Origin of the sequence: Nonomuraea sp. NPDC049152, assembly GCF_040648355.1 — a bacterium.
Taxonomy (GTDB): Bacteria; Actinomycetota; Actinomycetes; order Streptosporangiales; family Streptosporangiaceae; genus Nonomuraea.
In genome coordinates, this window is the sequence record NZ_JBEZDO010000014.1 from 212542 (window position 1) to 234382 (window position 21841).

Consider the following 21841-nt stretch of genomic DNA (forward strand, 5'->3'; position numbering starts at 1 on the left):
AGCTGACACAGCATCAAGGAAGGACTTTCTGATGCTCGCACGACTGCTACGACCCAAGCACGTCGCTTCGGCGCACTGCGACCTCCCCTGCGGCGTCTACGACCCCGCCCAGGCCCGGATCGAGGCCGAGTCGGTCAAGGCGATCATGGAGAAGTACGCCGGCAACGAGGACCCGGTCTTCCGCGCTCGCGCCCTCACCATCAAGGAGGAGCGCGCCGAGCTCGTCAAGCACCACCTGTGGGTGCTGTGGACCGACTACTTCAAGCCTCCGCACCTGGAGACCTACCCGCAGCTGCACCAGCTGTTCTGGGAGGCCACCAAGCTCGCGGGCGCCGCGGGCGGCAAGGGCACGGTCGACGTGGGCAAGGCCGACGAGTTGCTCGGTAAGATCGATGAGATCTCCAAGATCTTCTGGGAGACGAAGGCGGCCTGAACAGCCGTTGAAGGGCCCCGCTCCCGCGGGGCCTTTTTCGTTGGTTGGCGCGTCTGAGGACACCAATCGGCTCCAGGTGGCGGTAAGTTGCAGAGAGCGTCCTATACGCGAGGAGGAACGTGACCGAGGACACCGAGGCGCGCGTGATCCGCGATGTGGTGAGCGTCAGGCTTCCCGCCGCGAGTGCGTACTTGTCCGTGCTCCGTACGGCGACCGCCGGCCTGGCTGCACGGCTTGACTTCACGCTCGACGAGATCGAGGACCTGCGCATCGCCGTCGACGAGGCCTGCGCCATGCTGCTGAACGAGGCGGTGCCTGGCACTGACTTGACGGCCGAGTTCGAGCTGACAGGGCAGGAGATGCAGGTCAGGGTGGAGGTCGCGACCGTGGGCAGTACGGCGCCGAAGCGCGATGACTTCGCGTGGATGGTGCTGACCGCCCTGGCCGACGACGTGGACGCGGTTACCGACTCCCCCGACCGCACGGCGATCGTCCTGCGTAAGCGCCGAGGCGCAGCGAGGCCGGCGTGACGGAAAGGACTGGAGCCATGGCCGCCAGCGACCACGCCGTGCCCGACAGGGTGCGCGCCCGCATGCTTTTCGCCGAGTTGGCCGAGCTGGGCCCCGACGAGCCGCGCAGGCAGCGCATCAGGGACGAGCTGGTCGAGCTTCATCTCCCCCTGGTGGAATACCTGGCCCGTCGCTTCCGCAACAGGGGCGAATGGCTCGACGACCTCACCCAGGTCGCCACCATCGGCCTCATCAAGTCGATCGACAGGTTCGACCTGGCTCGCGGGGTGGAGTTCTCCACCTACGCGACTCCGACGATCGTCGGCGAGATCAAGCGTCACTTCCGCGACAAGGGCTGGGCGGTGCGGGTACCGCGCAGGCTCCAGGAGCTCAAGCTTTCGCTCACCAAGGCGATCAGCGAGCTTTCGCAGCGTGAGGGACGCGCGCCGACGGTGGCGGAGCTGGCCACCTACCTGAAGATGACCGAGGAGGAGGTGCTCGAGGGTCTGGAGTCGGCCAACGCCTACTCCACGGTCTCGCTCGACGCCCCCGACTCGGGCGACGACGACGCGCCGGCCGTGTCCGACTCGCTGGGCATCGTGGACGAGTCGCTCGAGGGCGTCGAGTACCGTGAGTCGCTCAAGCCGCTGCTGGAGCGGCTGCCCCCGCGCGAGAAGCGCATCCTGCTGCTGCGGTTCTTCGGCAACATGACCCAGTCGCAGATCGCCACCGAGCTCGGGATCTCCCAGATGCACGTCTCCAGGCTGCTGGCCCGCACACTCGCGCAGTTGCGCGAGGGGCTGACGGCCGAGGACTAGCCGCCGTACAACGCCTTCGTGGTCGGCGGCGCGAGCAGCGTGGCCAGTCCAGCGATCGCGACGACCAGCAGTGGTATGCCGATCGCGGGCTGGCCCGACTGGATCACCGTCACCGACACGGGGATCATGAAGATCTGGGTCAGCACGCCGGGCGCCCTGCCCCAGCGCTCCGCCCTGAGCAGCCCGCCCCACGCGACCCAGATCAGCCCCGCGCCGATGAGCATGCCGAACGCGGCCTCGGCGATGGCCGCGGTGGTCTCGCCGGCCTGCCCCGCCAGGGTGCCGACCGCCGCGTAGATCCCGAGCCCGAGCGTCACCAGCCCTTCCAGCGCCACGATCGCGGCCGCCACCGTCAAACTCCAAGGGCGCATGCGTGTGTTCTTTCCTCTTGTACGGCAAGCGGGGTCAAGGCCACGGCCGGTCACCGGTGACCGGCCGTCCTCCACGCTACTCCAGCGGGACTTCGGCTGGTCGCCGTCACATCGGGATCGTCGGACCGGCTCCATCATCCCGCCTGTCCACCTCGGTCTCCCAACCGGCCGCCCCTGGGCGGAAGCCACCCGAAGCGACATGTAGGTCAGCAATGACCGTTTACGGACAAGACGGACATGGAACGTTGGCTACGCTGACCGTATGCGCGCGATGCTCCTGGTCAACCCCAAGGCCACGACAACGAACCACCGCACGCGAGACGTGCTCATCCGCGCCCTCAGCGCGGCCGTCGACCTGACGGTCGAGGAGACCGGCTACCGAGGGCACGCGGCCGCGCTGGCGAGCACCGCGCACGCCAAGGGCTACGACACCGTCGCCGTCCTCGGCGGCGACGGCACGGTCAACGAGACGGTCAACGGCCTGCTCGAAGGCGAGGGCCACGACCAGAGCGAACGCCCGTCGCTCCTGGTGATCCCCGGCGGCAGCGCGAACGTCTTCGCCCGCGCGCTGGGCCTGCCGAACGACCCCGTCCAGGCCACGGGCGCGGTGCTGGAGGCGCTGCAGGAGGGCCGTACGAGGTCTGTCGGTTTGGGTCAGGCCCTTTGGGACGACCAGAGCCGCTACTTCACCTTCTGCTCGGGGCTCGGCTACGACGCCGAGGTGGTGCGCGCGGTCGAGGGCCTGCGCGGCGCCGGCCGCAAGGCGAGCCCCGCACGTTATGTGAACACCGCCCTGCGCCACTACCTGTCCACGGACAAGCGGCAAGCGGCTATGACCGTCAAGGGCCCCGGCATCCCGACCGCCGAGGGCGTCTTCATGGCGATCATCTGCAACACCTCACCGTGGACCTATGTCGGCCCGCACGCGGTCTCACCGACCCCGTGGGCGAGCTTCGACACCGGACTCGACCTGCTGGGCCTCCAGCGCATGGGCCTCCCCTCGATGGCCTCGATCATCCGCCAGATCCTCACGGAGCGTGACACCCTCCCCAGGGGGAGGCACCTCGTCCAGCTCCACGACGAGGCCGAGTTCACGATCTCCGCGGAACGTCCCGTGGCCTTCCAGCTCGACGGTGACTACCTCGGAGAGCGCGAGTCCGTAACGTTCCGGTCTATCCCGAACGCGTTACAAGTGCTGGTCTAAGCGGTTACATTCGGTCATTGTGTGATGCATCCGACATCCATATCCACCAAAACTTCGACCCAAACCTCTTGCGTGTACTAAGCGTGGCTGGAAGTCTCGTCATTGACGTCGGAACGTAGGACCTTTGAACCACCAAGGGTTCCTACCTGCGACAGCGCGAACACCCCGGGTCTCCTCAGGATTCGGGTAAAGGCTCGCGCTAGTTAGTGAAAGACTTCACAAAGTAGACCGCACGGAGTCGGCTAGCGGCGACTCCATCTACGAAGGAGTGGACGCATGGACTGGCGCCACCGAGCTGCCTGCCGTGACGTGGACCCTGAGCTGTTCTTCCCGATCGGCAACACGGGCCCGGCCCTGATGCAGATCGAGGAGGCCAAGCAGGTGTGCCGTTCCTGCTCGGCCGTTGACTCGTGCCTGAAGTGGGCCCTCGAATCCGGACAGGACGCCGGCGTGTGGGGCGGTCTCAGCGAGGACGAGCGTCGCGCTCTCAAGCGCCGCACGGCCCGCGCCCGCGCTCGCGCCACCGCCTGACCACAACGTCTCCATGACGCCTGGCGAGTGAGACTTTTCCTGCCAGGCCCGCGACCCCGAGGGGTCGCGGAACACGAGACCAGGGTCCGCGCTCCGCATGTCGGGCGCGGACCGAGGTCTTTCGCGGACCCGCCGCTCAGGGTCCACCGTCGGCCTCTGAGCGCTCGCTTCCTGATCGGGGCCGTACGCCCGCCCGTCACGAGGCCGGCAGCGGGATCGACAGCGTGACCTCGGTCCCCCCACCCTGACGCGGCTCGATCGACAGCTTGCCCGACAGCTCCCCCTCCACCAGCGTCCGCACGATCTGCAGGCCGAGGCTGGTGGTGTTGTCCAGGTCGAAGTCCGCCGGCAGCCCGCGCCCGTCGTCCCACACCACGACGTGCAGCCGGTCGCCCCCCGACTCCACCACCACCTGGAGCCGTCTGGGCCGCCCGTGCTGCAGGGCGTTCTGCAGCAGCTCGGTCAGCGCCATCGCCAGCGGAGTCGCGATGAGGGAGGGCAGCACCCCGAAGGTGCCGATCCTTCGCGGCGTCACCGCCGCCTCGGGCGCCGACACCTCGCCCGCCATGGCGATGACCCTGTCGGCGATCTCGTCGAAGTCGGCGAACTCCTCCGGAGCCATCGACAGCGTCTCGTGGACGATGGCGATCGAGCCGACCCGCCGTACCGCCTCCTCCAGCGCCTCGCGGCCCTCGGGGACCTGCAGGCGGCGCGCCTGCAGGCGCAGCAGCGCGGCGACGGTCTGCAGGTTGTTCTTGACGCGGTGGTGGATCTCCCGGATCGTCGCGTCCTTCGTCATCAGTTCGCGCTCGCGACGCCGCAGCTCGGTGACGTCGCGGATGAGCACCAGGGCGCCGATGCGGCCACCGCCGACGATCAGCGGGATGGCCCTCAGCTGGACGATCGTGCCGCCCGACTCGACCTCGGTCTCCTTGGCCGCGCGGCCGCTCGCCACGATCATCAGGTCTTCGTTGATCGGCTCGTCGGAGTAGCAGAGCGTGGCCGTCAGCTTGCCGAGCTCGGCGCCCACCAGGTCGGCGTGCAGGCCGAGCCTGCGGTAGGCCGACAGAGCGTTCGGCGAGGCGTAGGTCACCCTGCCCGCGCGGTCGAGCCGCAGCAGGCCGTCGCCGACGCGGGGCGAGCGGACCAGGATCGGCTCCTCCCCTGAGAACGGGAAGCGGCCCTCGGCCACCATCTGGGCCAGGTCGGAGGCGCTCTGCAGGTAGGTGAGCTCCAGGCGCGAAGGGGTGCGGGCCGACGACAGGTTGGTCGAGCGCTGGATCACGCCGAGGAAGCGACCCTCGCCGTCGGGCATCGCCCGCCGTACCGGAATGGTCTCCTCGCGGACCGGCACGCCGGTGGACCAGTCGGGGTCGCCCTCGCGGCAGATGCGCCGCTCGTTCCACGCGGTGTCGATGAGGCCGCGCTCGCCCTTGGCCGCGACGCTGCCGACGATGTCGTCGTGGTAGACGGTGGGTCCCGTGGTCGGCCGCATCTGCGCGATCGCGATCCAGCCGCTGTCGCTCTGCGGCTGGTCGTGCTCCCCCGCGGGCCCGACCTGGCTCCCGCGGTGGAGCAGCGGAGCCCACAGGATGAGGTCGGCGAACGACAGATCGGCCAGCAGCTGCCAGTCGGAGACCAGCGAGTGCAGCCAGTCGAGGTCCGCCGCGTCGAGCGCGGTGTGGCGGACGACGAGGTCGCTGAGAGTCGGCACGAGTGCATCATGCGTGGTTTCGGCCACAACAACCAACTCGCCCTGCGCAAAGTGCGGCTACAGCGCTTTTGGGGCATCTCACATTGTGAGCACCATCACACCGCGGAGCGCAGAAAAGTGGTCGAGGCCTTGATCGGGCGCGCAAGACCAGAGGCGGTTATCACCGCACTCACGGCCATGGATATCCTTCACAATCAGCCCGAGCAGCCCATATATGCGTGTGCGAGGGCCCAACGGATCCGGGTGCCCGCAAGCCACTCTTGCTTGCGGTTGACCACTCGGGCCAATCTGAGTTCCGATGATCTCGCGGTGATCAGACACGCCCTCACCGCCGTGGCTGGAGTGAAGGTGAGAGCGTGACAGAAGAGTCCCCTCGCGTACCTAAGTACTACGACGTCAAACGGAGCCTGCTGGAGCTCACCAAGAGCCTCACGCCGGGCAGCTCGCTGCCGCCCGAGCGGACGCTCGCCGTGCGCTTCGAGACCTCGCGCACGACCGTCCGCCAGGCGCTGACCGAGCTGGTGGTGGAAGGCCGACTGGTACGCATTCAGGGGAAGGGCACGTTCGTCGCCCAACCGAAGGTGGCCCAGGTGCTGCAGCTCACCTCCTACATCGGCGACCTGCGCACCGCCGGGCTCGAGCCCGACACGAAGATCCTCGACATCAGCTACATCACCGCGGACGAGGCGCTGGCCAGACGGCTGGCGATCAACCCAGGCGGCAGGGTGCTGCGCATCCACCGGCTCCGGCTGGCCAACGGCGAGCCCGTCTCCATCGACACCACCCACCTGTCGGCGCGCCGCTTCCCGAGGCTGCGGCGGGAGCTCGAGGTGCACTCGTCGCTGTACGAGACGCTGCACAACGCCTACAACGTGCGGCTGACGGACGCCGAGGAGGTCATCGAGACCGTCCTGGCGACGCCGTACGACGCGCAGATGCTGGGCGTCGATGTGGGCCTGCCGATGCTGCTGCTCACCAGGCACGCCTTCGACGCCGACGGCAACCCGGTGGAGTGGGCCCAGTCCCTCTACCGCGGCGACCGCTACAAGTTCGTCACCCGCCTGCGGCGCCCCTGAAAGGCAAGGTCCCTCGCCTCCGGCTCGGGGCCGGCCTTCCCCAGGGGCTCCCGACCCCGTCCCGCCCCCCACCACGCATCCCGGTATCCCGACCGCCTGTCCCGAGGACGGAGCCTTGATGTGGTCTCGCACCCGTGTCCGCCCAGTGGCCGAAGACCGACGTGCGCATCGGCAAGGCGGCGGGGCTGCGCGGCCTGCCCACCAGGACTAAATCATGGTCAGGCGACGCTCGACCGCGTCGGGGGATCACTCCCGCCACCGTCCCGACGTTCCGAACCGTGCTTGGTGTGGCTCTTGTCGTCAGGGTCGTCGCCCATCTGACAACACAACAGGCGTAGCACTTGACGCTACAGCGTGCTACGTTCACTGCATGAGGACAATTACGCAGCGTGAGTTTCGCAACAACTCCGCAGCCGTTATGGATGCGGTGGAAGCGGGCGAGATCTACCACATCACTCGCAATGGCATCGAAGTCGCCGAGCTACGGCCTTTGTCCCGCAAGCGGCGCCTGACCGCGGAGGAACTGGTCGCCCGTCATCGTCGGCTACCACGCGTGGATTACAGTCGCATGCGTCAGGAAGCCGACGAATTCTTCGGGACGGAAGATCGGCTCGGCAGCGACGACCCTTGGGAAGGCAACCATGCCTGACCGTGATGAGTCGGGCGTACTCGACACCTGCACCTACATCGATCTGGATCTCATCGACCCAGCACGGCTGCCGGCCATCCCGGAGATCACCGCCATAACTCTTGCCGAACTCCACCAGGGCGTCGCCATGGCCAAAGACGCTGGAGCCAGAGCCGCACGCATGGAGAAACTGGGGGCAGCCGTCACCGACTTCGAACCACTGCCTTTCGACAGCGACGCCGCCGCCCGCTACGGGACTCTGGTAGCCCTCACGATCGCCGCCGATCGTGACCCTCGTCCCCGCAGAATGGATCTGATGATCGCAGCGGTGGCATCCACCAGAGGCCTGCCGCTCTACACGCGCAACGACACCGACTTCAAAGGGCTCGAAAGCATAGTCACCGTCGTGGCCGTGTGATGGGGCACAATGCCCTCCACGTTACGAGCTCTGGCAGGACGCCTCGGGAAGCCAGCAGACCTTGCCGGCCATCTCCCTGGCGTCCCCGAGCAGCGACTTGAACTCCCCCATCGGCAGCGAAGGGGTCGGCCACGCCGTCTCCGTGTAGACCATGACCGCCGCGCCCCTGCGGACCGCGACCTGCCTGAGCCCGCCCTCCCAGTACCTGGCCCCCACCCTGATGGCCTCGTCGCCGAGCTTGAGCGGCTTGCTGTAGTAGGTGATCTTCTCGATGCCCTCACCGCGCGAGGCGCACTTCTTCAGCTCGGCCCGCATCGCGTCCATGGCGGCACGGGCGCCCGGCTCGTCCTGGTAGAGCGCCACCTGCTCGCCGCCGAGGTCGATCTCCTGCTGCCGGTAGATGGTCCTGGCCGCCACGCGCCCCTTCTCGACGCCCCCGCGCTTGTTCCAGTAGCTGTCGTGGCAGGCGTCGATCATGAGCGGCGTCGACGCCCGGTCGGACACCTCCCAGATGTCCCAGCCGCTCGACCTGTTCTCCCACAGCAGGAAGCCCTTCGGCAGCCTCGTGGCCGCGCTTCCCATCAGCATGCTCGCGGCGGTCACGACCGCCGCCCCCGTCGTCATCATCCCCATACCTGATAGACGCGACGCCGCCGGCGGAAGTTGGCGACGAAGGGGTAGCAGCGGCGTCACCTGTTCGATGTAGATCGCTAGATTGGGGCGATGAGCGAGATCGACACCAGCGTGCCGCACTCGGCCAGGATCTGGAACCACTGGCTCGGCGGCAAGGACAACTACGAGGTCGACAGGATCGCCGGCGAGGAGTTCCTGAAGGTCTTCCCTGGCATGGCGGCGGGCGCGCGGGCCTCCAGGGCGTTCCTGCGGCGGACGATCACCTGGCTGGCGGCGAAGGCCGGCGTCAGGCAGTTCCTCGACATCGGCACGGGGCTGCCGACGGCTGACAACACCCACCAGATCGCCCAGCGGATCGCGCCTGAGGCCCGCGTCGTCTACGTCGACAACGATCCCCTCGTGCTCGCCCACGCCCGCGCGCTGCTGACCAGCACGCCCGAGGGCGCCACCGACTACATCGACGCCGACGTGCGCGAGCCGGACGCGATCCTCACCGTGGCCGCCAAGACGCTCGACTTCGACGCCCCGATCGCGCTCAACCTGAGCGGGATCATGGGCCACGTGGTCGACGACGAGGCGGCGCTGTCGATCGTCGGCCGACTGCTCGGCGCGCTTCCCCCTGGCAGTTACCTTGCGCTCAACGACGGCACGAACGTGCACAGCGAAGCGAACAGGCTGGCGCACCAGCAGTACAACGAAAGCGGGGCGCTGCCGTACATCCAGCGCAGTCCCGCGCAGATCGCCAGATTCTTCGACGGACTGGAACTTGTCGAGCCGGGATTGGTGTCGGTGTCGCGGTGGCGCCCCGAGGGGATCACGCCTCCCGAGGTGGACGGGTACGGCGCCGTCGGCCGTAAGCCCTGACCACTCACCTGTTTGGAACGGTGAGCGGCTGGTAGGTTCCCGGCCATGGAGTCTGCGAAGCACGCTGGCGACGCCGCCGTCGCCGTCGCCAAGGCCTACGGCATCGAGACCATGTTCACCCTCTCCGGCGGGCACGTCTTCCCCCTCTACGACGGGGCCGTGCACGAGGACGTGCGCATCCTTGACGTCAGGCACGAGCAGAGCGCGGTGTTCGCCGCCGAGGCGACGGCGAGGCTGACCAGGAAGCCAGGCCTCGCCGTCCTCACCGCGGGGCCCGGCATCACCAACGGCGTCAGCGGCATCGCGACCGCGCACTTCAACGGCTCGCCCGTCGTGGTCATGGGCGGCCGCGCGCCGCAGTCCCGATGGGGCAGCGGGGCGCTGCAGGAGATGGACCATCCTCCACTGCTGCAGCCGATCACCAAGCTGTCGTTCACGGCCGCCGCCGCCGACTCGATCGGACAGGACGTCGAGCTGGCCTTCCGCACGGCCATCGCCCCGCACAGGGGCCCGGTCTTCATCGACTTCGCCATGGACCACCTGTTCTCTCCGTCGGAGATGCACCAGGCGGAGACGCAGACTCCCTCCCCTCTCGAGCCTGACCCCGACGCGATCGCGCGCGTGGCGGCGCTGCTGGCCGAGGCGGAGCGCCCCGTGGTCGTGCTCGGCTCCGACGTGTGGATGGACCGTGCCGAGGAGGCGGCCCGCGACTTCGTGGAGGCGTGGCGGCTGCCCGTCATCCCCAACGGCCAGGGCCGCGGCATCCTGCCCTCAGGTCACGAACTGCTGGTCACCCGTGCCCGCGGTCTCGCCTTCGGCCAGGCCGACCTGGTGATCGTCATCGGCACCCCGCTGGACTTCCGTCTCGGCTACGGCTGGTTCGGTGGCAAGGAGGGCGCGCCGCTGGCCCGTGTCGTCCATCTCGCCGACGCCCCCTCGCAGCTGGCCACCCACATGCAGCCCGCCGCCTCCGCCGCGGGTGACCTGTCGCTGGTGTTCTGGAGCCTCGGCACGGCCTGCGGCGACGCGGGCGTGAAGCCCTCCCGCTACGCGCCATGGCTCGAGACGCTCTCCCAGGCGGCAGCGGCGGCCATCGCGGGCGACGCCGACCTCCTGTCGGCCTCCTCTGACCCGATCCACCCCCTGCGCGTCTACGGCGAGCTGGGCAAGGTGCTCGGCGACGACGCGGTGGTGATCGGGGACGGCGGCGACTTCGTCTCCTACGCGGGCAAGTACGTCGAGCCCCGCCAGCCGGGCAACTGGCTCGACCCAGGCCCCTACGGCTGCCTCGGCACGGGGCTCGGCTACTCCATCGCCGCCCGCCTGGCCCGCCCCTCCTCGCAGGTGGTGCTGCTGCTCGGCGACGGCGCGGCGGGCTTCTCGCTGATGGACGTCGACACCCTCGTCAGGCACGACCTGCCGGTGGTCATGGTGTGCGGCAACAACGGCATGTGGGGCCTGGAGAAGCACCCCATGCAGATGCTGTACGGCTACGACGTGGCCGCCGAACTGCGCCCCGAGACGCGGTACGACCAGGTCGTGACCGCGCTCGGCGGCGGTGGCGAGCTGGTCACCAAGCCGTCGGAGATCGGGCCCGCGCTTCGGCGGGCGTTCGACTCCGGCGTGCCGTACATGGTGAACATCGCCACCGACCCGCAGGTCGCCTACCCCCGCAACACCACGGGGGTCTGAGCTGCTACGACTTGCCGGTGGCCGTCGGCGAGTGCGAGGTGCTGGGCGTCGGGCTCGGGGACGGCGACGGGCTGGGCGACTTGCCCGGCGGGCACTGGTCACTCACGGTCGACACTGTCACCGTCCTGCCCTTGGCCAGCGGCTCGCGCGGATCCGGCTCCTGGTCCGAGACCTTCGGGCAGCTGTCCGGCTCCATCACCATGACGGCCTTGATGTGGATCGTGTAGCCCGACTTCTCCAGTGTCTTCCTCGCCTGCTCCACGTACATGTCCAGGACGTTCGGCACCAGCGGCTGCTTGACGTGCGTCGGCGTGGGCGTCTCGCTGGGCTCCTCGACGACGGCCTGCTTCGTCGTCGGCGGTGTGGAGGGCCGCCTGGTGGGCTCCTCCGTCGGCTCGGGCTCCTCCGTGGGCTCGGTCGGCTTCGGCGGCTTGGTCGTCTTCGTGGTTTTGCCCGGGGTCGTCTTGGTGCCCCCTGCGACCGGCGAGGTGGTGACCGCCGTCGCTCCTCCGGGCTCGTCGCCCATGCCGGTGAGCGCGACGGCGCCCGCGCCGACGCCCAGCACCGCCACCGCGGCGATGCCCGCCACCAGCACGCCCCTGCCGCCGCCTGCTTTGGCGGCCTTGGCCGCCCTGCGGGCGCCGCGCCGCGACCCCTCAGTGGCGACCGTCGACTGGTCGGGCGGCTGGATCGCTCCCGTGGCCGGTGACGGCGCGGCCGCCGCGGCCCCCGTCACCACCGACAGGTCGGTGAGCGAGGGCGGCGAACCGGCGGCGTGGGGCGACCGCGCGGCCTGCCTGGCCGCCGCCGCCATGGCCGCGGCGCTGGGGTGGCGTCGCACCGGGTCCTTGGACAGCGCCCGCTCCACCACCGCCCGCACCGCGGGCGGGATCTCGGCGGGCAGCGGCGGCGGAGCCTCCCTGATGTGCTTGAGCGCGATCGTGACCGGGCTGTCGCCATCGAACGGGCGCACGCCCACCAGGCACTCGTAGGCCACCACGCCGAGCGCGTAGATGTCGACGGCGGGCGTCACCGGCGCGCCCTCGGCCTGCTCGGGCGCGCAGTAGGCGGCGGTGCCCAGCACCATGCCCGCGTCGGTGAGCCTGTTGGCCACGTCCTGGCGGGCGATCCCGAAGTCGGTCAGGACCAGGGTGCCGTCGCGCTGCACGAGCAGGTTGCCCGGCTTGACGTCGCGGTGCACGATGCCCTGGTCGTGTACGGCCTGCAGCGCCGACGCCGCCTGGGCGATCAGCTCCATGGCAGGTTCGGGCGCGATGCGCCCCAGGCGCTGCAGTAAGCGATCGAGCGGTTCGCCGTCGACGAACTTCATCACCAGATAGACGGTCGCCCCCGCACCCGCCACCTGGTGAACCCCGTAGTCGTAGACGTCGACCACACCGGGATGGTTGATCGTCGCCATCGCCCTCGCCTCGCCCTGGAAGCGAGCGACGAAACCCGGATCGTCCGTGCGGCCCGGAAGCAGCACCTTGACGGCGACGGTGCGCGCGAGGACGATGTCCTCGCCACGCCACACCTCACCCATGCCGCCGGCGCCGATGCGGGTATCCAGGCGATATCGCCCCGCCAGCGTCGTCCCTTGGGCCACCATGTCTCCCCCGTTACCCCCTGTCGTCTGGAACCTCTCCCACCCCAGGGTTCTCCAACAAAGCGGATTTGTATCGCGGCGAGGTAACGCAGAGGTCACGGAATTCTGAGAAGTGTACGGCTTGCACCATTCCGTCACCACAAAATTGCCGCAAGCCGTACAAACCTATCCTGAGGCCTCGGACGGATTCCTGTCTGTCCGATACCCGAGATGTGATCTCAGTAGGCTGGCCGCATGACGCTCGCCCCAGGTCTCCGCGCCACGTTGCTGATCATGGTCGAGAGGGAGGACCTCGCCACCAAGATCGGCAGTGGTGACGTGCCCGTGCTGGCGACGCCGCGACTGCTCGCTCTGGCGGAGATGGCGACCGTACAGGCGGTCAGGGAACACCTCGGAGCGGGCGAGACCTCCGTCGGCACCAGGGTGGAGCTCGACCACCTGGCCGCCAGCCCCATCGGCACGCACGTCGAGATCAGCGCCGAACTGACCGCGGTGGACGGCAGGCGCCTGGTGTTCGGCTTCACCGCCCGCGATCGCGCCACCCTGGTGGGGAAGGGCACGATCGAGCGGGTGGTCGTCGACAGGGAGAAGTTCCTCGGGCGGCTCGCCCCGGGGAGAACGTCTAGCTGATGACGGCGATCAGGTCGCCTTCCTGCACCACGTCGCCTTCGGCCACCTTCAGCGTGACCACGCCGTCGTCCTCGGCGAGCACCGGGATCTCCATCTTCATGGACTCGAGGATCACCAGCGTGTCGCCCTCCTCGACCGTGTCACCCTCGGCGACGACGACCTTCCAAACGTTCGCCACCATCTCGGCGTGTACCTCAGCCACGGGAACCCCCCTCTTTCAATGCCTCAACTGTGTCACGTTCACTTGGCGCGCATGCGGCCGACCAGGCCCGTGTCGTAGTCGCCGCTGACGAACTCGGCGTGGTCGAGCAGCTCGGCGCAGAACGGCAGGTTGTTCTTCGGTCCTTCGATCTTGAACGACTCCACCGCCTCCCTGCCCTTCTCCATGGCCTCGGCACGGCTGGCGCCGTACACGCAGAGCTTGGCCATCAGCGGGTCGTAGAACGGAGTGACGGTGGTGCCGGCAGCGTAGCCGGAATCGACGCGGATGCCGGGGCCGGACGGCTCCTCCCACAGGGTGATCGCGCCGGGGCCGGGGAAGAACCGCTTCGGGTCCTCCGCGTAGACGCGGAACTCGATCGCGTGGCCCGTGACCTCGGGCGTGACCGAGGGGTTCTCGCCCGCGGCGACCCTGAGCTGGAGCTCGACCAGGTCGAGCCCGGTGACGAGCTCGGTGACCGGGTGCTCCACCTGGAGCCTGGTGTTCATCTCCAGGAACACGAAGTCCTGCTCGTCGGCGTCGACCAGGCACTCGACCGTGCCCGCGCCGAGGTAGCCGACCGCCTCGCCGGCCTTGACCGCCGCCGCCAGCATGCGCTCGCGCAGCTCGGGCGTGACACCGGGCGAGGGCGACTCCTCCACGACCTTCTGGTGGCGGCGCTGCACCGAGCAGTCGCGCTCGCCGAGCGCAAGCACGGTGCCGTCCGGCAGACCGAGGATCTGCACCTCCACATGGCGGGCGCGGGCGATGTAACGCTCAAGGAGGATCGCGGGGCCCTCGTCACCCGAGGAGAAGCGCGCCGCGGCCCTGGAGGCCTGCTCGAAGGCCTTGGCCAGGCCCTCGGCGTCGTGGGCGACGCTCATGCCGATGCCGCCGCCACCACCGGCGGTCTTCACCATGACCGGGTAGCCGATCCGCTCGGCCTGCACCCGCGCCTGGTCGAGGTCCTTGACCGGCTCGCGGGTGCCCGCGGCGACCGGAACGCCCGCCTCCTCCATCAGGTTGCGGGCGTTGATCTTGTCGCCCATCCGCTCGATGGCCTCGGGGGCCGGACCGATCCAGATCAGACCCGCCTCGACGACGGCCCTGGCGAACGCGGCGTTCTCCGCGAGGAACCCGTAACCGGGGTGGATCGCCTTCGTGCCGGTCGCTCGCGCGGCCTCGAGCACCTTGTCGACGTCGAGGTAGCTCTGCGCGGGGTTGGCGGGGCCGAGCAGCACGGCCTCGTCGGCCTCCTGAACGAACGGCAGGTCCGCGTCGGCCTCGGAGTGGACGGCGACGGCGCGCAGACCCAGCCGCTGGACGGTGCGGATGATCCGCCTGGCGATCTCCCCTCGGTTGGCGATCAGGACGGTTCCGAGCGTCTCATTAAGCACGACGCCCACCATACGGCCGCCGTCAGCGAGATCCCTTTCCCCCGAAACCACCGATCCAGACAGCCCGTGTTGTAGGAAGCCCACAAAAGTGAGTGGGGCGAAACGCGGTAGGTGCGCTTCGGCCTTAGAGCCGATGCACAGGCGCGAGCCGGTCCACCACACGCGCCATCGCCTCGATCACAGCGGCGTCGTACTCGCCGCCGACGCCGAGCCTGAGCCGCTCTAAAGCGGCTCCCGCGCGGTCGCGGTCGGTCGAGCCGCCGACGAGGTCGTCGTAGGCGTTGGCGGCCTTGATGATGCGGCTGGAGCGCGGCGGCTCCTCGGCGATCGAGTCGCACTGCCGCCTGACCAGCTCCGCCACCCTGTCGAGCACGCCGGTCTGCCTGATGACCTCCGCGCCCAGCTCGGCGATGCGCCTGGCCTGCGTGGGATCGGTGAGCACGGTCGCCCCGCCGGGAATGGGATCGCGCAGGGACAGCTGCCCGATGTCGTGCATCAGCGCCGCGTACTCGAGCTCGAGCAGCTCGGGCTCGGCCATGCCCAGCTCCCTGCCGATCGCCACCGACAGCCTGCTGACCCTGCGCGAGTGGCCAGGCTCGACGTATCCGCCCACCTCGGTCACCCGCGACAGCGCCCGCACGGTCTGCAGGTAGGTGGCCCTGATGCCGGCGTACTTGCGGAAGGCCACCTGGGTGACCAGCAGGGGCGCGGCGAACACCAGCAGCGCCATCAGGTCCATGCTGTGGCAGGCGAGGGCGAGCAGCACCCCTGAGGCGGCCACGGCGGCGCCCAGCGGGAAGGCCATCCTGAGCTCGTCCCTGACGGCCACCTTGAACGCGGTGCGCACCTGCTCGGCCCTGAGCATGGCCGCGATCAGCACGTCGGCCAGGAGGGTGATCGCGATCAGCACCACCATCACGACGAGCGCGGGCCACCAGGTCTGGGTCTGCCCCTGGGTGAGGGTGTAGAGGGTGCCGGCGAGCGGTCTGAACGCGAACGCGAGCAGCGCGCCGGTCAGCAGCCGCCTGGCCATCGCGTCCAGCCTGGGCGGGCGGCCCACCGCCAGATGCGGCAGCGCGCCCGCGATCATCCCGACGGCGATGACGGCGACCACCTGCAGGGCGGTGTGGTCGAGCTGGACGTTGCTGAGGTCGAGCAGCAGCGTGTATCCGAGGGCAGCGGCCGCGCCGATGGGCGCCACCTCCCTGTTGCCCGGCATCGTCAGCCTGGCGAGCTCCCCGATGGCGATCAGCGCCCCGAACCCGACCGCGATGTCGGGCCGGACGAGACCGACGGCGGCGGTGTGCGCCACACCCGCGACGGCCACCAGCCCGGCCGCCGCGATCAGCAGCAGCTGTCCGGAGTCGAGCCCCTGAAAGACCCGATTCACCACATCCCCCTCGAAACGCCCACCGGCGTCGGTGAGTGGACCCTCATGGTCCGCCCACCACTTCGATCGGCATGGTCGGGTCGTCGTGGTCCTTGATCGTCGTCTCCGTCGCGTCCGCCGGCGGCGGCGACACCGTGCGCGGTGGCTGCCACGGCTGCCGCTCCAGCGCCTTGACGAACGCGGCCACCATCTCGGGGTCGAACTGCGTGCCGGCCCCCTTGCGCAGCTCGGCCACCGCCACCTCGACCGGCCTGGCCCCCCGGTACGACCGGTCGGACGTCATCGAGTCGAACGCGTCGGCCACCGCGATGACCCGCGCGAACTCGGGGATCTCGTCACCCGCGAGCCCCATCGGATACCCCCGGCCGTCGTGCCGCTCGTGGTGGTGCATGATCCCCGCGAACGCCTCGTCGAGGAAGTCGATCCCGCGCACGATCTCCAGCCCCCGCATCGGGTGCAGCTGGATCGCCGCGAACTCCTCCTCGGTCAGCGGCCCGTCCTTCTGCAGCACCTTCGTCGGCACGCCCAGCTTGCCCACGTCGTGGAGCATGCCCGCGTAGCGGATGGCGCGCAGCCGCTCCACCCCCATCCCGATCTCCTGCGCGATCATCGTGGAGGCCAGCGACACGCGCGTGCAGTGGCCACGGGTGTAGTAGTCCTTGGTCTCGACGGCCTGGCACAGCGCCGCGATGGTCGCGTCGTAGGAGCGCTGCTGGGCGTGGTACTGCCCGAAGGCCCAGCGGGCGACGAAGAGCGGCAGCAGCACGAGCACGGCCGAGATCGACTGCACGGTGGCCCACAGGCCCGCCACCAGCAGCCCGAAGGTGGCATAGCCGAAGTAGGACAGCAGGAACTGCGTCATGCCGCTGACCGGCAGCTCCTCGGCCCGCACCTGGGTCGCCAGCCACACCATGGTCAGCGTCAGCACGATGTTGAGCGGGACGAACAGCGCGGCGGCCGCCGCGTAGGGCCCGATCAGCGACTCGAAGTCGTTGACCTGGGGGACCTTCGGCACCCCGCCGAAGAACAGGTAGGCGCTCCCCGAGACGTAGCCGCAGATCGCGAACTGCGCCCCGTTGAACAGCCGCTTTACCAGCGGCAGGCCGGGCCGTACGCTCAGCACGGCGATCAGCCCCACCAGCGCCGCGCCCTCCGGCCCCACCAGCACCACCGCCGCCAGCGCTGCGGAGAAGCTGACCGAGACCGCGAACTGCTCGACGTTGAGCAGCGTCGGCATCGACTCGCACACCAGGAAGAGCAACGCGAGCACGAGCAGCGTGTCGTATTCGCCCGACTTGAAGAGAGCTCCTGTGACCAGGCTGTGCCCGACCAGAGCGGCCGCCGCCCCTATGACGACGACCAGATAGACCTTCGCAGGCCACGGCAGTCCACGCATTGCGGCCCCCCAAGGGCGATCAGGTCCAGGAGACACCTGGAGGGGCGGCGTCACCGCCACCGACCAGGGAAATCGCCGGGGCGACCAGTGCTGTCAACATGCGCATGGGGCTCACGCTACAGAAGTCGCCCAGCGACAGGGGCCCGACTCGTGAATCGCAAGCAAAGCGTAATCAAGCAACTACCTGCGGCGACTCCGCGCCCACTCCACCGTCGCCTTCAGCCCGGTCGTCAGCTCGGTGCGCGGCTGCCATCCGAGCCCCTCGAAGGCGGGCAGCGGGTCGACGGCCATCGCGGGCAGGTCGCCGAGGCGCGCGGGCGCGAACCCCGGCCTGTCGGGCGTGCCCGCCGCGGCGGCGATGAGCGTGTGGAGGTGGCGGTCGGTCGTCTGGAGGCCGGTGCCGAGGTTGAAGCGCCTGCCGCCGCCCGCCGAGCCGCAGGCCATGACGAAGCCGTCGACGACGTCCTCGACGTAGACGTAGTCGCGGGTCTGGTCGCCGTCGCCGTACAGGAGGGTCGGCGCGCCCGACAGCAGCGCGTCGGTGAAGATGGCCACGACGCCCGCCTCGCCCTCGGGCGACTGGCGCGGGCCGTAGACGTTCGACAGCACCAGCGTGGTGTAGTCGATGCCGTGCAGCGCCTTGAACGCGGCCAGGTAGGTCTCGGCGCTGAGCTTGCTCGCCGCGTACGGCGAGCGCGGGTCGGTGGCCGCGTCGCCGGGGACGGGGATGACCGGCGGCCTGCCGTACACCGCGACGGAGGAGGCGAAGACGACCTTGCGCGTGCCGCCGCGCTGGGCGGCGGTGAGCACGCGCGCGGTGCCCTCGACGTTGACGCGCGCGTCGTGCACGGGGTCGGCCACGCTCGCGCGCACGCTGATCTGGGCGGCCAGATGGCAGATGACCTCGGGCCGCCACGTGGCGGCCAGGTCGACCATCGCCGGGTCCCTGACGTCGAGAGCGTGCAACCGCGCGCCCTCGCTGACGTTCTCGGCGCGCCCCGAGGACAGGTCGTCGACGGCCGCGACCTCGTGTCCCTGCCTCAGGAGTGCGTCGACGAGGTTGGACCCGATGAACCCGGCTCCTCCGGTGACCAGCACGCGCATGGGCGCAATGCTAGTCGGCCAGCTCCGCTCGCACCCGCGCGATGCGGTCGAGAACCTTCGAGCGCAGGTCGTCGGGGACCGGATCGCAACCGCAGTGCTTGGCCACCAGCGCCTTCACCGCCTTGTCGAGGTCGTACTCCTGCAGGCACGGGCTGCACTCGTCGAGGTGCACCGTGATGTCCACGGTCTCCCCCTCGCCGAGCTCGCCGTCGAGATAGGCGTAGACCTTGTCGAGCACCTCACGACAGTCCGTCTCGTGCGGCTCACCACAGCTCATTTGGATCCCTCCGCCGGGACCAGGCCACGCTCGCGAGCGTAGTCCTCGAGATGCGTCCGCAGCTGCCTGCGGCCGCGGTGGAGTCTCGACATCACCGTGCCGATGGGGGTGCCCATGATGTCGGCGATTTCCTTGTACGGGAAGCCCTCGACGTCGGCCAGGTAGACCGCGATCCTGAACTCCTCGGGGAGCGCCGCGAGCGCTTCCTTGATGTCGCCGTCGGGCAGATGCTCAAGCGCCTCGATCTCGGCCGACTTCAGCCCGCTCGAGGTGTGGGACTCGGCGCGCGCGAGCTGCCAGTCCTCGATCTCCTCGGTGCCGGACTGCTTCGGCTCCCGCTGCTTCTTGCGGTAGCTGTTGATGAAGGTGTTGGTCAGGATCCGGTAGAGCCAGGCCTTGAGGTTGGTGCCTTCCTGGAACTGGTGGAAGGAAGCGAACGCCTTGGCGAAGGTCTCCTGGAGCAGGTCCTCCGCATCGGCCGGATTGCGGGTCATCCGAAGCGCGGCGGAGTAGAGCTGGTCGAGGTACGGCATGACGTCACGCTCGAACCGCTCGCTGCGCTGCTCCAGAGTCTCCGTGCCTGTCGCGGGCACCGGACCCACCCCCCTAAGATCGCCGGTGGCCTGCTGTGGCGGAACACCGTACTTCAGGGAGGATACCCGCTCGTCAACGACCGGCAGGCCACCGGGGACGGGTTCCAGCAATGTGAGCATGTTCGTGTGCAACACGCCCGCGGCCGCGTCTGTTCCCACAAGATGGAGGTGACGAACGACCCGGTACGGGGAAAAACAAACGTACCTTTTCCGGAACACAGGAGACGCGTGTGCTGCCCATTCCGGCCGAGGAACTGAACGGCTCAGGCACGCTCGGGCCGTACTGGACGTTCTATCGTGCAGTCGTCGCCGAGCAGCTGAATCGCTGGCTTCCCGGTCGTCCCTCCACCATCCTCGACCTGTCCGGCGGTCGCGGGCGCTGGTCCGCCCATGCCGCGAAGGCGGGGCACAAAGTGATCGAGGTCGTCGACTTCCGCCGTGCGCTGGAGGGGCAGCAGCAGCTGCGCGATGCCGACCGGGTGCGTCAGGTCCGCGCCGACGATCTGGGCTTCCTTCCGGACGGCTGCGTCGACGCGGTCGTGGCCGAGGAGCGGGCGCTGTCCATCGAGCTGATGGCCGAGTCGGCCATGGAGGACGTGGTCCGCGTGCTGCGTCCCGGCGGGCGCGCCCTGGTGTGCGTCGACTCCCTCGTGCTCGGCATGGCGATACTGGCCGAGCAGAACTACTGGGCCCATCTGCGGCAGACCGGCGAGGTCATGCTGGTGCCGTGGCCCGACGGCAGCATCACCCGCTGCTTCAGCAGCGGCCAGCTGCGCGAGCTGCTCACGGGCGCCGGCCTCGAGGTCGAGTGGGTACGGCCGCGCACCGTCCTGTCACCCTCCACCGTCGACCACGTCCTGGCCGCCGACACGCGGGCGCTGACCTGGCTGGTGCGCACGGAGCTCGACGCGCATCCCGACGACGACGACACCGTGGGCATCCACCTGGTGGCCAGCGCGTTCAAGAAGTGAGGGTCAGCGCCTTCTCTCCTGCTTCGCCTGGCAGGGGACGCATCTGGCCGCCTCCGGGCGGGCTTCCAGCCTGCCTTCGGGCACCGGCCTGCCGCAGTCGACGCAGTCGCCGTACGTGCCCTCGTCGAGGCGTTTGAGCGCGGCAAGGATCGCGCCCCGATGCGTGGTCGCGACGGTCAGCATGGCCTGGGCACGGTCGGTGTCGGTCAGGTCGGAGCCCGCGTCGGCCGCGGAGCGGTCCGCCACGGCCACCGGCTCTCCGCGCAGCACGCCGATCGACCTGTCGAGCTCGGCGAGCATGCTCTCCAGTCGCTCACGAGCGGTCGTGTCGTCCACGGTCCGCACCTCCGGGTAGGCGGGGGCAGCCGAAAACGGAACTCCCCGGAGGTCCCGCCCGGCGCGTTCGGGGGGTGGTGAATGCAGCGGTGACTCCGAGTGAACGGATGGCATCGCTTTCCTCACCGGATGCCCACTTAGCGTGCTTCTTACACCGCCAGCCTAGAAAAGTGCGCTTTCTTCCTCCGGTTGTTGCGGCTCGATCAGGTGGGGGCCGTTGTTGCGGACGCTGTTGACGTCAGTGGAGACCGGATAGGCGACCAGCCGTCCCGCGTCGGCGGGAACCAGCAGCCTGGAGGCCTGCTCGATGTCGGTGAGCTTCGGGTCGAGCCACTCGGCCCAGCGCTCCCGCTCGATCATCATCGGCATCCTGTCGTGGATGTGCCCGAGGTCGTCCTCGGCCTGCGTGGTGATCACCGTGCAGGTCACCAGCCACTTCTGCGGGTCGTCGTCGGCCCTGGTCGGGTCCTTCCAGAACTCGTACAGCCCGGCCATCGCCAGCACGCCGTCGTCCTCGGGATGGATGTAGAAGGGCTGCTTCTTCTTCTTTTCGCCCTCGATCGGCATCCACTCGAAGTAGCCGTCGGCCGGCAACAGGCACCTGCGGGAGGCGAACGCCCTCTTGAAGGCAGGCTTCTCCGCGACTGTCTCCAGCCTGGCGTTGATCATGCGAGAGCCGATGGACGGATCCTTCGCCCACACGGGCACCAGGCCCCACCGCAGGACGCGCAGCTGCCTGACCGCTCGACCGCTTCTCTGGCCCCGCCCGCTCCGGTCCTCGCCCGCTCCCGCCGCGCTCTCACCGCCCTCGGCGTCCTTCGGCACCCTGCTCAGCACCGCGTAGACCTGCTTGGTCGGCGCCACGTTGTAGTCGGGCTGCAGCTCCTCGTCGGGTGAGGCGTCCTGCTCGACCTGGAACTCCTCCAGGAGCTCGTGCTTCTTGCGCGCTGACGCGTATCTGCCGCACATGACTACACCCTGCCACGTGAGCGCCCGTTTCGCCTTGGACGCACCTCTCCGAAGTCCCGCGATCACGCGCCACGGCCGACGC

The 21841-nt window shown here is 69.3% G+C and carries 25 protein-coding genes; 12 read left to right on the plus strand and 13 right to left on the minus strand.

Features of this window, described 5'->3' with window-relative positions; all coding sequences use genetic code 11:
• The first annotated feature begins 31 nt into the window (after positions 1-31).
• From sodN to AB0B45_RS25680, 3 genes are all read left to right on the plus strand, one after another.
• Positions 32-433 carry a superoxide dismutase, Ni gene (gene sodN / locus AB0B45_RS25670; protein WP_358135023.1) on the plus strand — a complete coding sequence of 134 codons (402 nt, stop codon included), beginning with the start codon at positions 32-34 and terminating at the stop codon, positions 431-433.
• A 119-nt stretch (positions 434-552) separates the two neighbouring features.
• Entirely contained in the window at positions 553-963 is a 411-nt protein-coding gene (locus AB0B45_RS25675; protein ID WP_358135025.1) for an anti-sigma factor, read from the plus strand.
• Positions 964-980: 17 nt separating this feature from the next.
• Complete coding sequence (locus tag AB0B45_RS25680) at positions 981-1760, plus strand: RNA polymerase sigma factor SigF (protein ID WP_358135028.1); 780 nt, start codon at positions 981-983, stop codon at positions 1758-1760.
• Here AB0B45_RS25680 and AB0B45_RS25685 read toward each other — a convergent pair.
• Positions 1757-2131: a hypothetical protein gene (locus AB0B45_RS25685; RefSeq protein ID WP_358135031.1), complete on the minus strand. Its 375-nt coding sequence runs from the start codon at positions 2129-2131 to the stop codon at positions 1757-1759. The genes AB0B45_RS25680 and AB0B45_RS25685 overlap by 4 nt on opposite strands.
• A 262-nt stretch (positions 2132-2393) precedes the next feature.
• On the opposite strand from AB0B45_RS25685, the gene AB0B45_RS25690 reads away from it, so the two are divergent.
• Positions 2394-3335 carry a diacylglycerol kinase family protein gene (locus AB0B45_RS25690; RefSeq protein WP_358135034.1) on the plus strand — a complete coding sequence of 314 codons (942 nt, stop codon included), beginning with the start codon at positions 2394-2396 and terminating at the stop codon, positions 3333-3335.
• 276 nt (positions 3336-3611) lie between these two features.
• Complete coding sequence (locus AB0B45_RS25695; RefSeq protein WP_358135037.1) at positions 3612-3866, plus strand: WhiB family transcriptional regulator; 255 nt, start codon at positions 3612-3614, stop codon at positions 3864-3866.
• Positions 3867-4062: 196 nt separating this feature from the next.
• Here AB0B45_RS25695 and AB0B45_RS25700 read toward each other — a convergent pair whose 3' ends face one another.
• Positions 4063-5580 (minus strand): PAS domain-containing sensor histidine kinase, encoded by a 1518-nt coding sequence (locus tag AB0B45_RS25700; protein ID WP_358135040.1) that lies wholly within the window; start codon positions 5578-5580, stop codon positions 4063-4065.
• 356 nt (positions 5581-5936) lie between these two features.
• Between AB0B45_RS25700 and AB0B45_RS25705 the strand changes: the two genes are divergently transcribed.
• From AB0B45_RS25705 to AB0B45_RS25715, 3 genes are all read left to right on the plus strand, one after another.
• Positions 5937-6656, plus strand: a complete 720-nt coding sequence (locus AB0B45_RS25705; protein WP_354921679.1) for a GntR family transcriptional regulator — start codon at positions 5937-5939, stop codon at positions 6654-6656.
• Between the two features lie 370 nt (positions 6657-7026).
• The gene (locus AB0B45_RS25710) at positions 7027-7305 is read left to right on the plus strand and encodes a type II toxin-antitoxin system prevent-host-death family antitoxin (protein ID WP_358135044.1); all 279 of its coding nucleotides are present in this window, start codon (positions 7027-7029) and stop codon (positions 7303-7305) included.
• Entirely contained in the window at positions 7298-7702 is a 405-nt protein-coding gene (locus tag AB0B45_RS25715; RefSeq protein WP_358135046.1) for a type II toxin-antitoxin system VapC family toxin, read from the plus strand. Before AB0B45_RS25710 ends, AB0B45_RS25715 begins: the two co-directional genes overlap by 8 nt.
• 21 nt (positions 7703-7723) lie before the next feature.
• On the opposite strand, the gene AB0B45_RS25720 is transcribed toward AB0B45_RS25715, so the two are convergent.
• The gene (locus AB0B45_RS25720; RefSeq protein WP_358135049.1) at positions 7724-8329 is read right to left on the minus strand and encodes a hypothetical protein; all 606 of its coding nucleotides are present in this window, start codon (positions 8327-8329) and stop codon (positions 7724-7726) included.
• A 96-nt stretch (positions 8330-8425) separates the two neighbouring features.
• Between AB0B45_RS25720 and AB0B45_RS25725 the strand changes: the two genes are divergently transcribed.
• Positions 8426-9199 (plus strand): SAM-dependent methyltransferase, encoded by a 774-nt coding sequence (locus AB0B45_RS25725; protein WP_358135052.1) that lies wholly within the window; start codon positions 8426-8428, stop codon positions 9197-9199.
• A 45-nt stretch (positions 9200-9244) separates the two neighbouring features.
• On the plus strand, positions 9245-10891 hold the full coding sequence (locus AB0B45_RS25730; protein WP_358135053.1) for an acetolactate synthase: 1647 nt from the start codon (positions 9245-9247) through the stop codon (positions 10889-10891).
• Positions 10892-10895: 4 nt separating this feature from the next.
• On the opposite strand, the gene AB0B45_RS25735 is transcribed toward AB0B45_RS25730, so the two are convergent.
• Entirely contained in the window at positions 10896-12500 is a 1605-nt protein-coding gene (locus tag AB0B45_RS25735) for a serine/threonine-protein kinase (protein ID WP_358135056.1), read from the minus strand.
• 231 nt (positions 12501-12731) lie between these two features.
• Here AB0B45_RS25735 and AB0B45_RS25740 point away from each other — a divergent pair, with 231 nt between their 5' ends.
• Positions 12732-13127: a thioesterase family protein gene (locus AB0B45_RS25740; RefSeq protein ID WP_358135059.1), complete on the plus strand. Its 396-nt coding sequence runs from the start codon at positions 12732-12734 to the stop codon at positions 13125-13127.
• On the opposite strand, the gene AB0B45_RS25745 is transcribed toward AB0B45_RS25740, so the two are convergent.
• The 7 genes from AB0B45_RS25745 to AB0B45_RS25775 all read right to left on the minus strand — a co-directional run bounded on the left by AB0B45_RS25745 (position 13120) and on the right by AB0B45_RS25775 (position 19492).
• Positions 13120-13329, minus strand: a complete 210-nt coding sequence (locus AB0B45_RS25745) for a biotin/lipoyl-binding carrier protein (RefSeq protein WP_358135062.1) — start codon at positions 13327-13329, stop codon at positions 13120-13122. The genes AB0B45_RS25740 and AB0B45_RS25745 overlap by 8 nt on opposite strands.
• Positions 13330-13367: 38 nt before the next feature.
• Positions 13368-14723 (minus strand): biotin carboxylase N-terminal domain-containing protein, encoded by a 1356-nt coding sequence (locus AB0B45_RS25750; protein ID WP_358135065.1) that lies wholly within the window; start codon positions 14721-14723, stop codon positions 13368-13370.
• A 124-nt stretch (positions 14724-14847) separates the two neighbouring features.
• Complete coding sequence (locus tag AB0B45_RS25755; RefSeq protein ID WP_358135068.1) at positions 14848-16113, minus strand: HD domain-containing phosphohydrolase; 1266 nt, start codon at positions 16111-16113, stop codon at positions 14848-14850.
• Between the two features lie 43 nt (positions 16114-16156).
• Positions 16157-17509: an HD-GYP domain-containing protein gene (locus tag AB0B45_RS25760; protein WP_358135070.1), complete on the minus strand. Its 1353-nt coding sequence runs from the start codon at positions 17507-17509 to the stop codon at positions 16157-16159.
• Positions 17510-17689: 180 nt separating this feature from the next.
• Positions 17690-18613, minus strand: a complete 924-nt coding sequence (locus AB0B45_RS25765; RefSeq protein WP_358135073.1) for an NAD-dependent epimerase/dehydratase family protein — start codon at positions 18611-18613, stop codon at positions 17690-17692.
• 10 nt (positions 18614-18623) lie between these two features.
• On the minus strand, positions 18624-18890 hold the full coding sequence (rsrA, locus tag AB0B45_RS25770) for a mycothiol system anti-sigma-R factor (protein WP_358135076.1): 267 nt from the start codon (positions 18888-18890) through the stop codon (positions 18624-18626).
• Entirely contained in the window at positions 18887-19492 is a 606-nt protein-coding gene (locus AB0B45_RS25775) for a sigma-70 family RNA polymerase sigma factor (RefSeq protein ID WP_358135132.1), read from the minus strand. The genes rsrA and AB0B45_RS25775 overlap by 4 nt, the downstream gene beginning before the upstream one ends.
• 221 nt (positions 19493-19713) lie before the next feature.
• On the opposite strand from AB0B45_RS25775, the gene AB0B45_RS25780 reads away from it, so the two are divergent.
• Positions 19714-20454 (plus strand): methyltransferase domain-containing protein, encoded by a 741-nt coding sequence (locus AB0B45_RS25780; RefSeq protein WP_358135079.1) that lies wholly within the window; start codon positions 19714-19716, stop codon positions 20452-20454.
• 3 nt (positions 20455-20457) lie between these two features.
• Here AB0B45_RS25780 and AB0B45_RS25785 read toward each other — a convergent pair whose 3' ends face one another.
• Together AB0B45_RS25785 and AB0B45_RS25790 are read right to left on the minus strand one after the other, a co-directional pair.
• The gene (locus tag AB0B45_RS25785) at positions 20458-20790 is read right to left on the minus strand and encodes a TraR/DksA family transcriptional regulator (RefSeq protein WP_358135081.1); all 333 of its coding nucleotides are present in this window, start codon (positions 20788-20790) and stop codon (positions 20458-20460) included.
• A 162-nt stretch (positions 20791-20952) separates the two neighbouring features.
• Positions 20953-21759, minus strand: a complete 807-nt coding sequence (locus AB0B45_RS25790) for an SOS response-associated peptidase (RefSeq protein WP_358135084.1) — start codon at positions 21757-21759, stop codon at positions 20953-20955.
• Positions 21760-21841 lie beyond the last annotated feature (82 nt).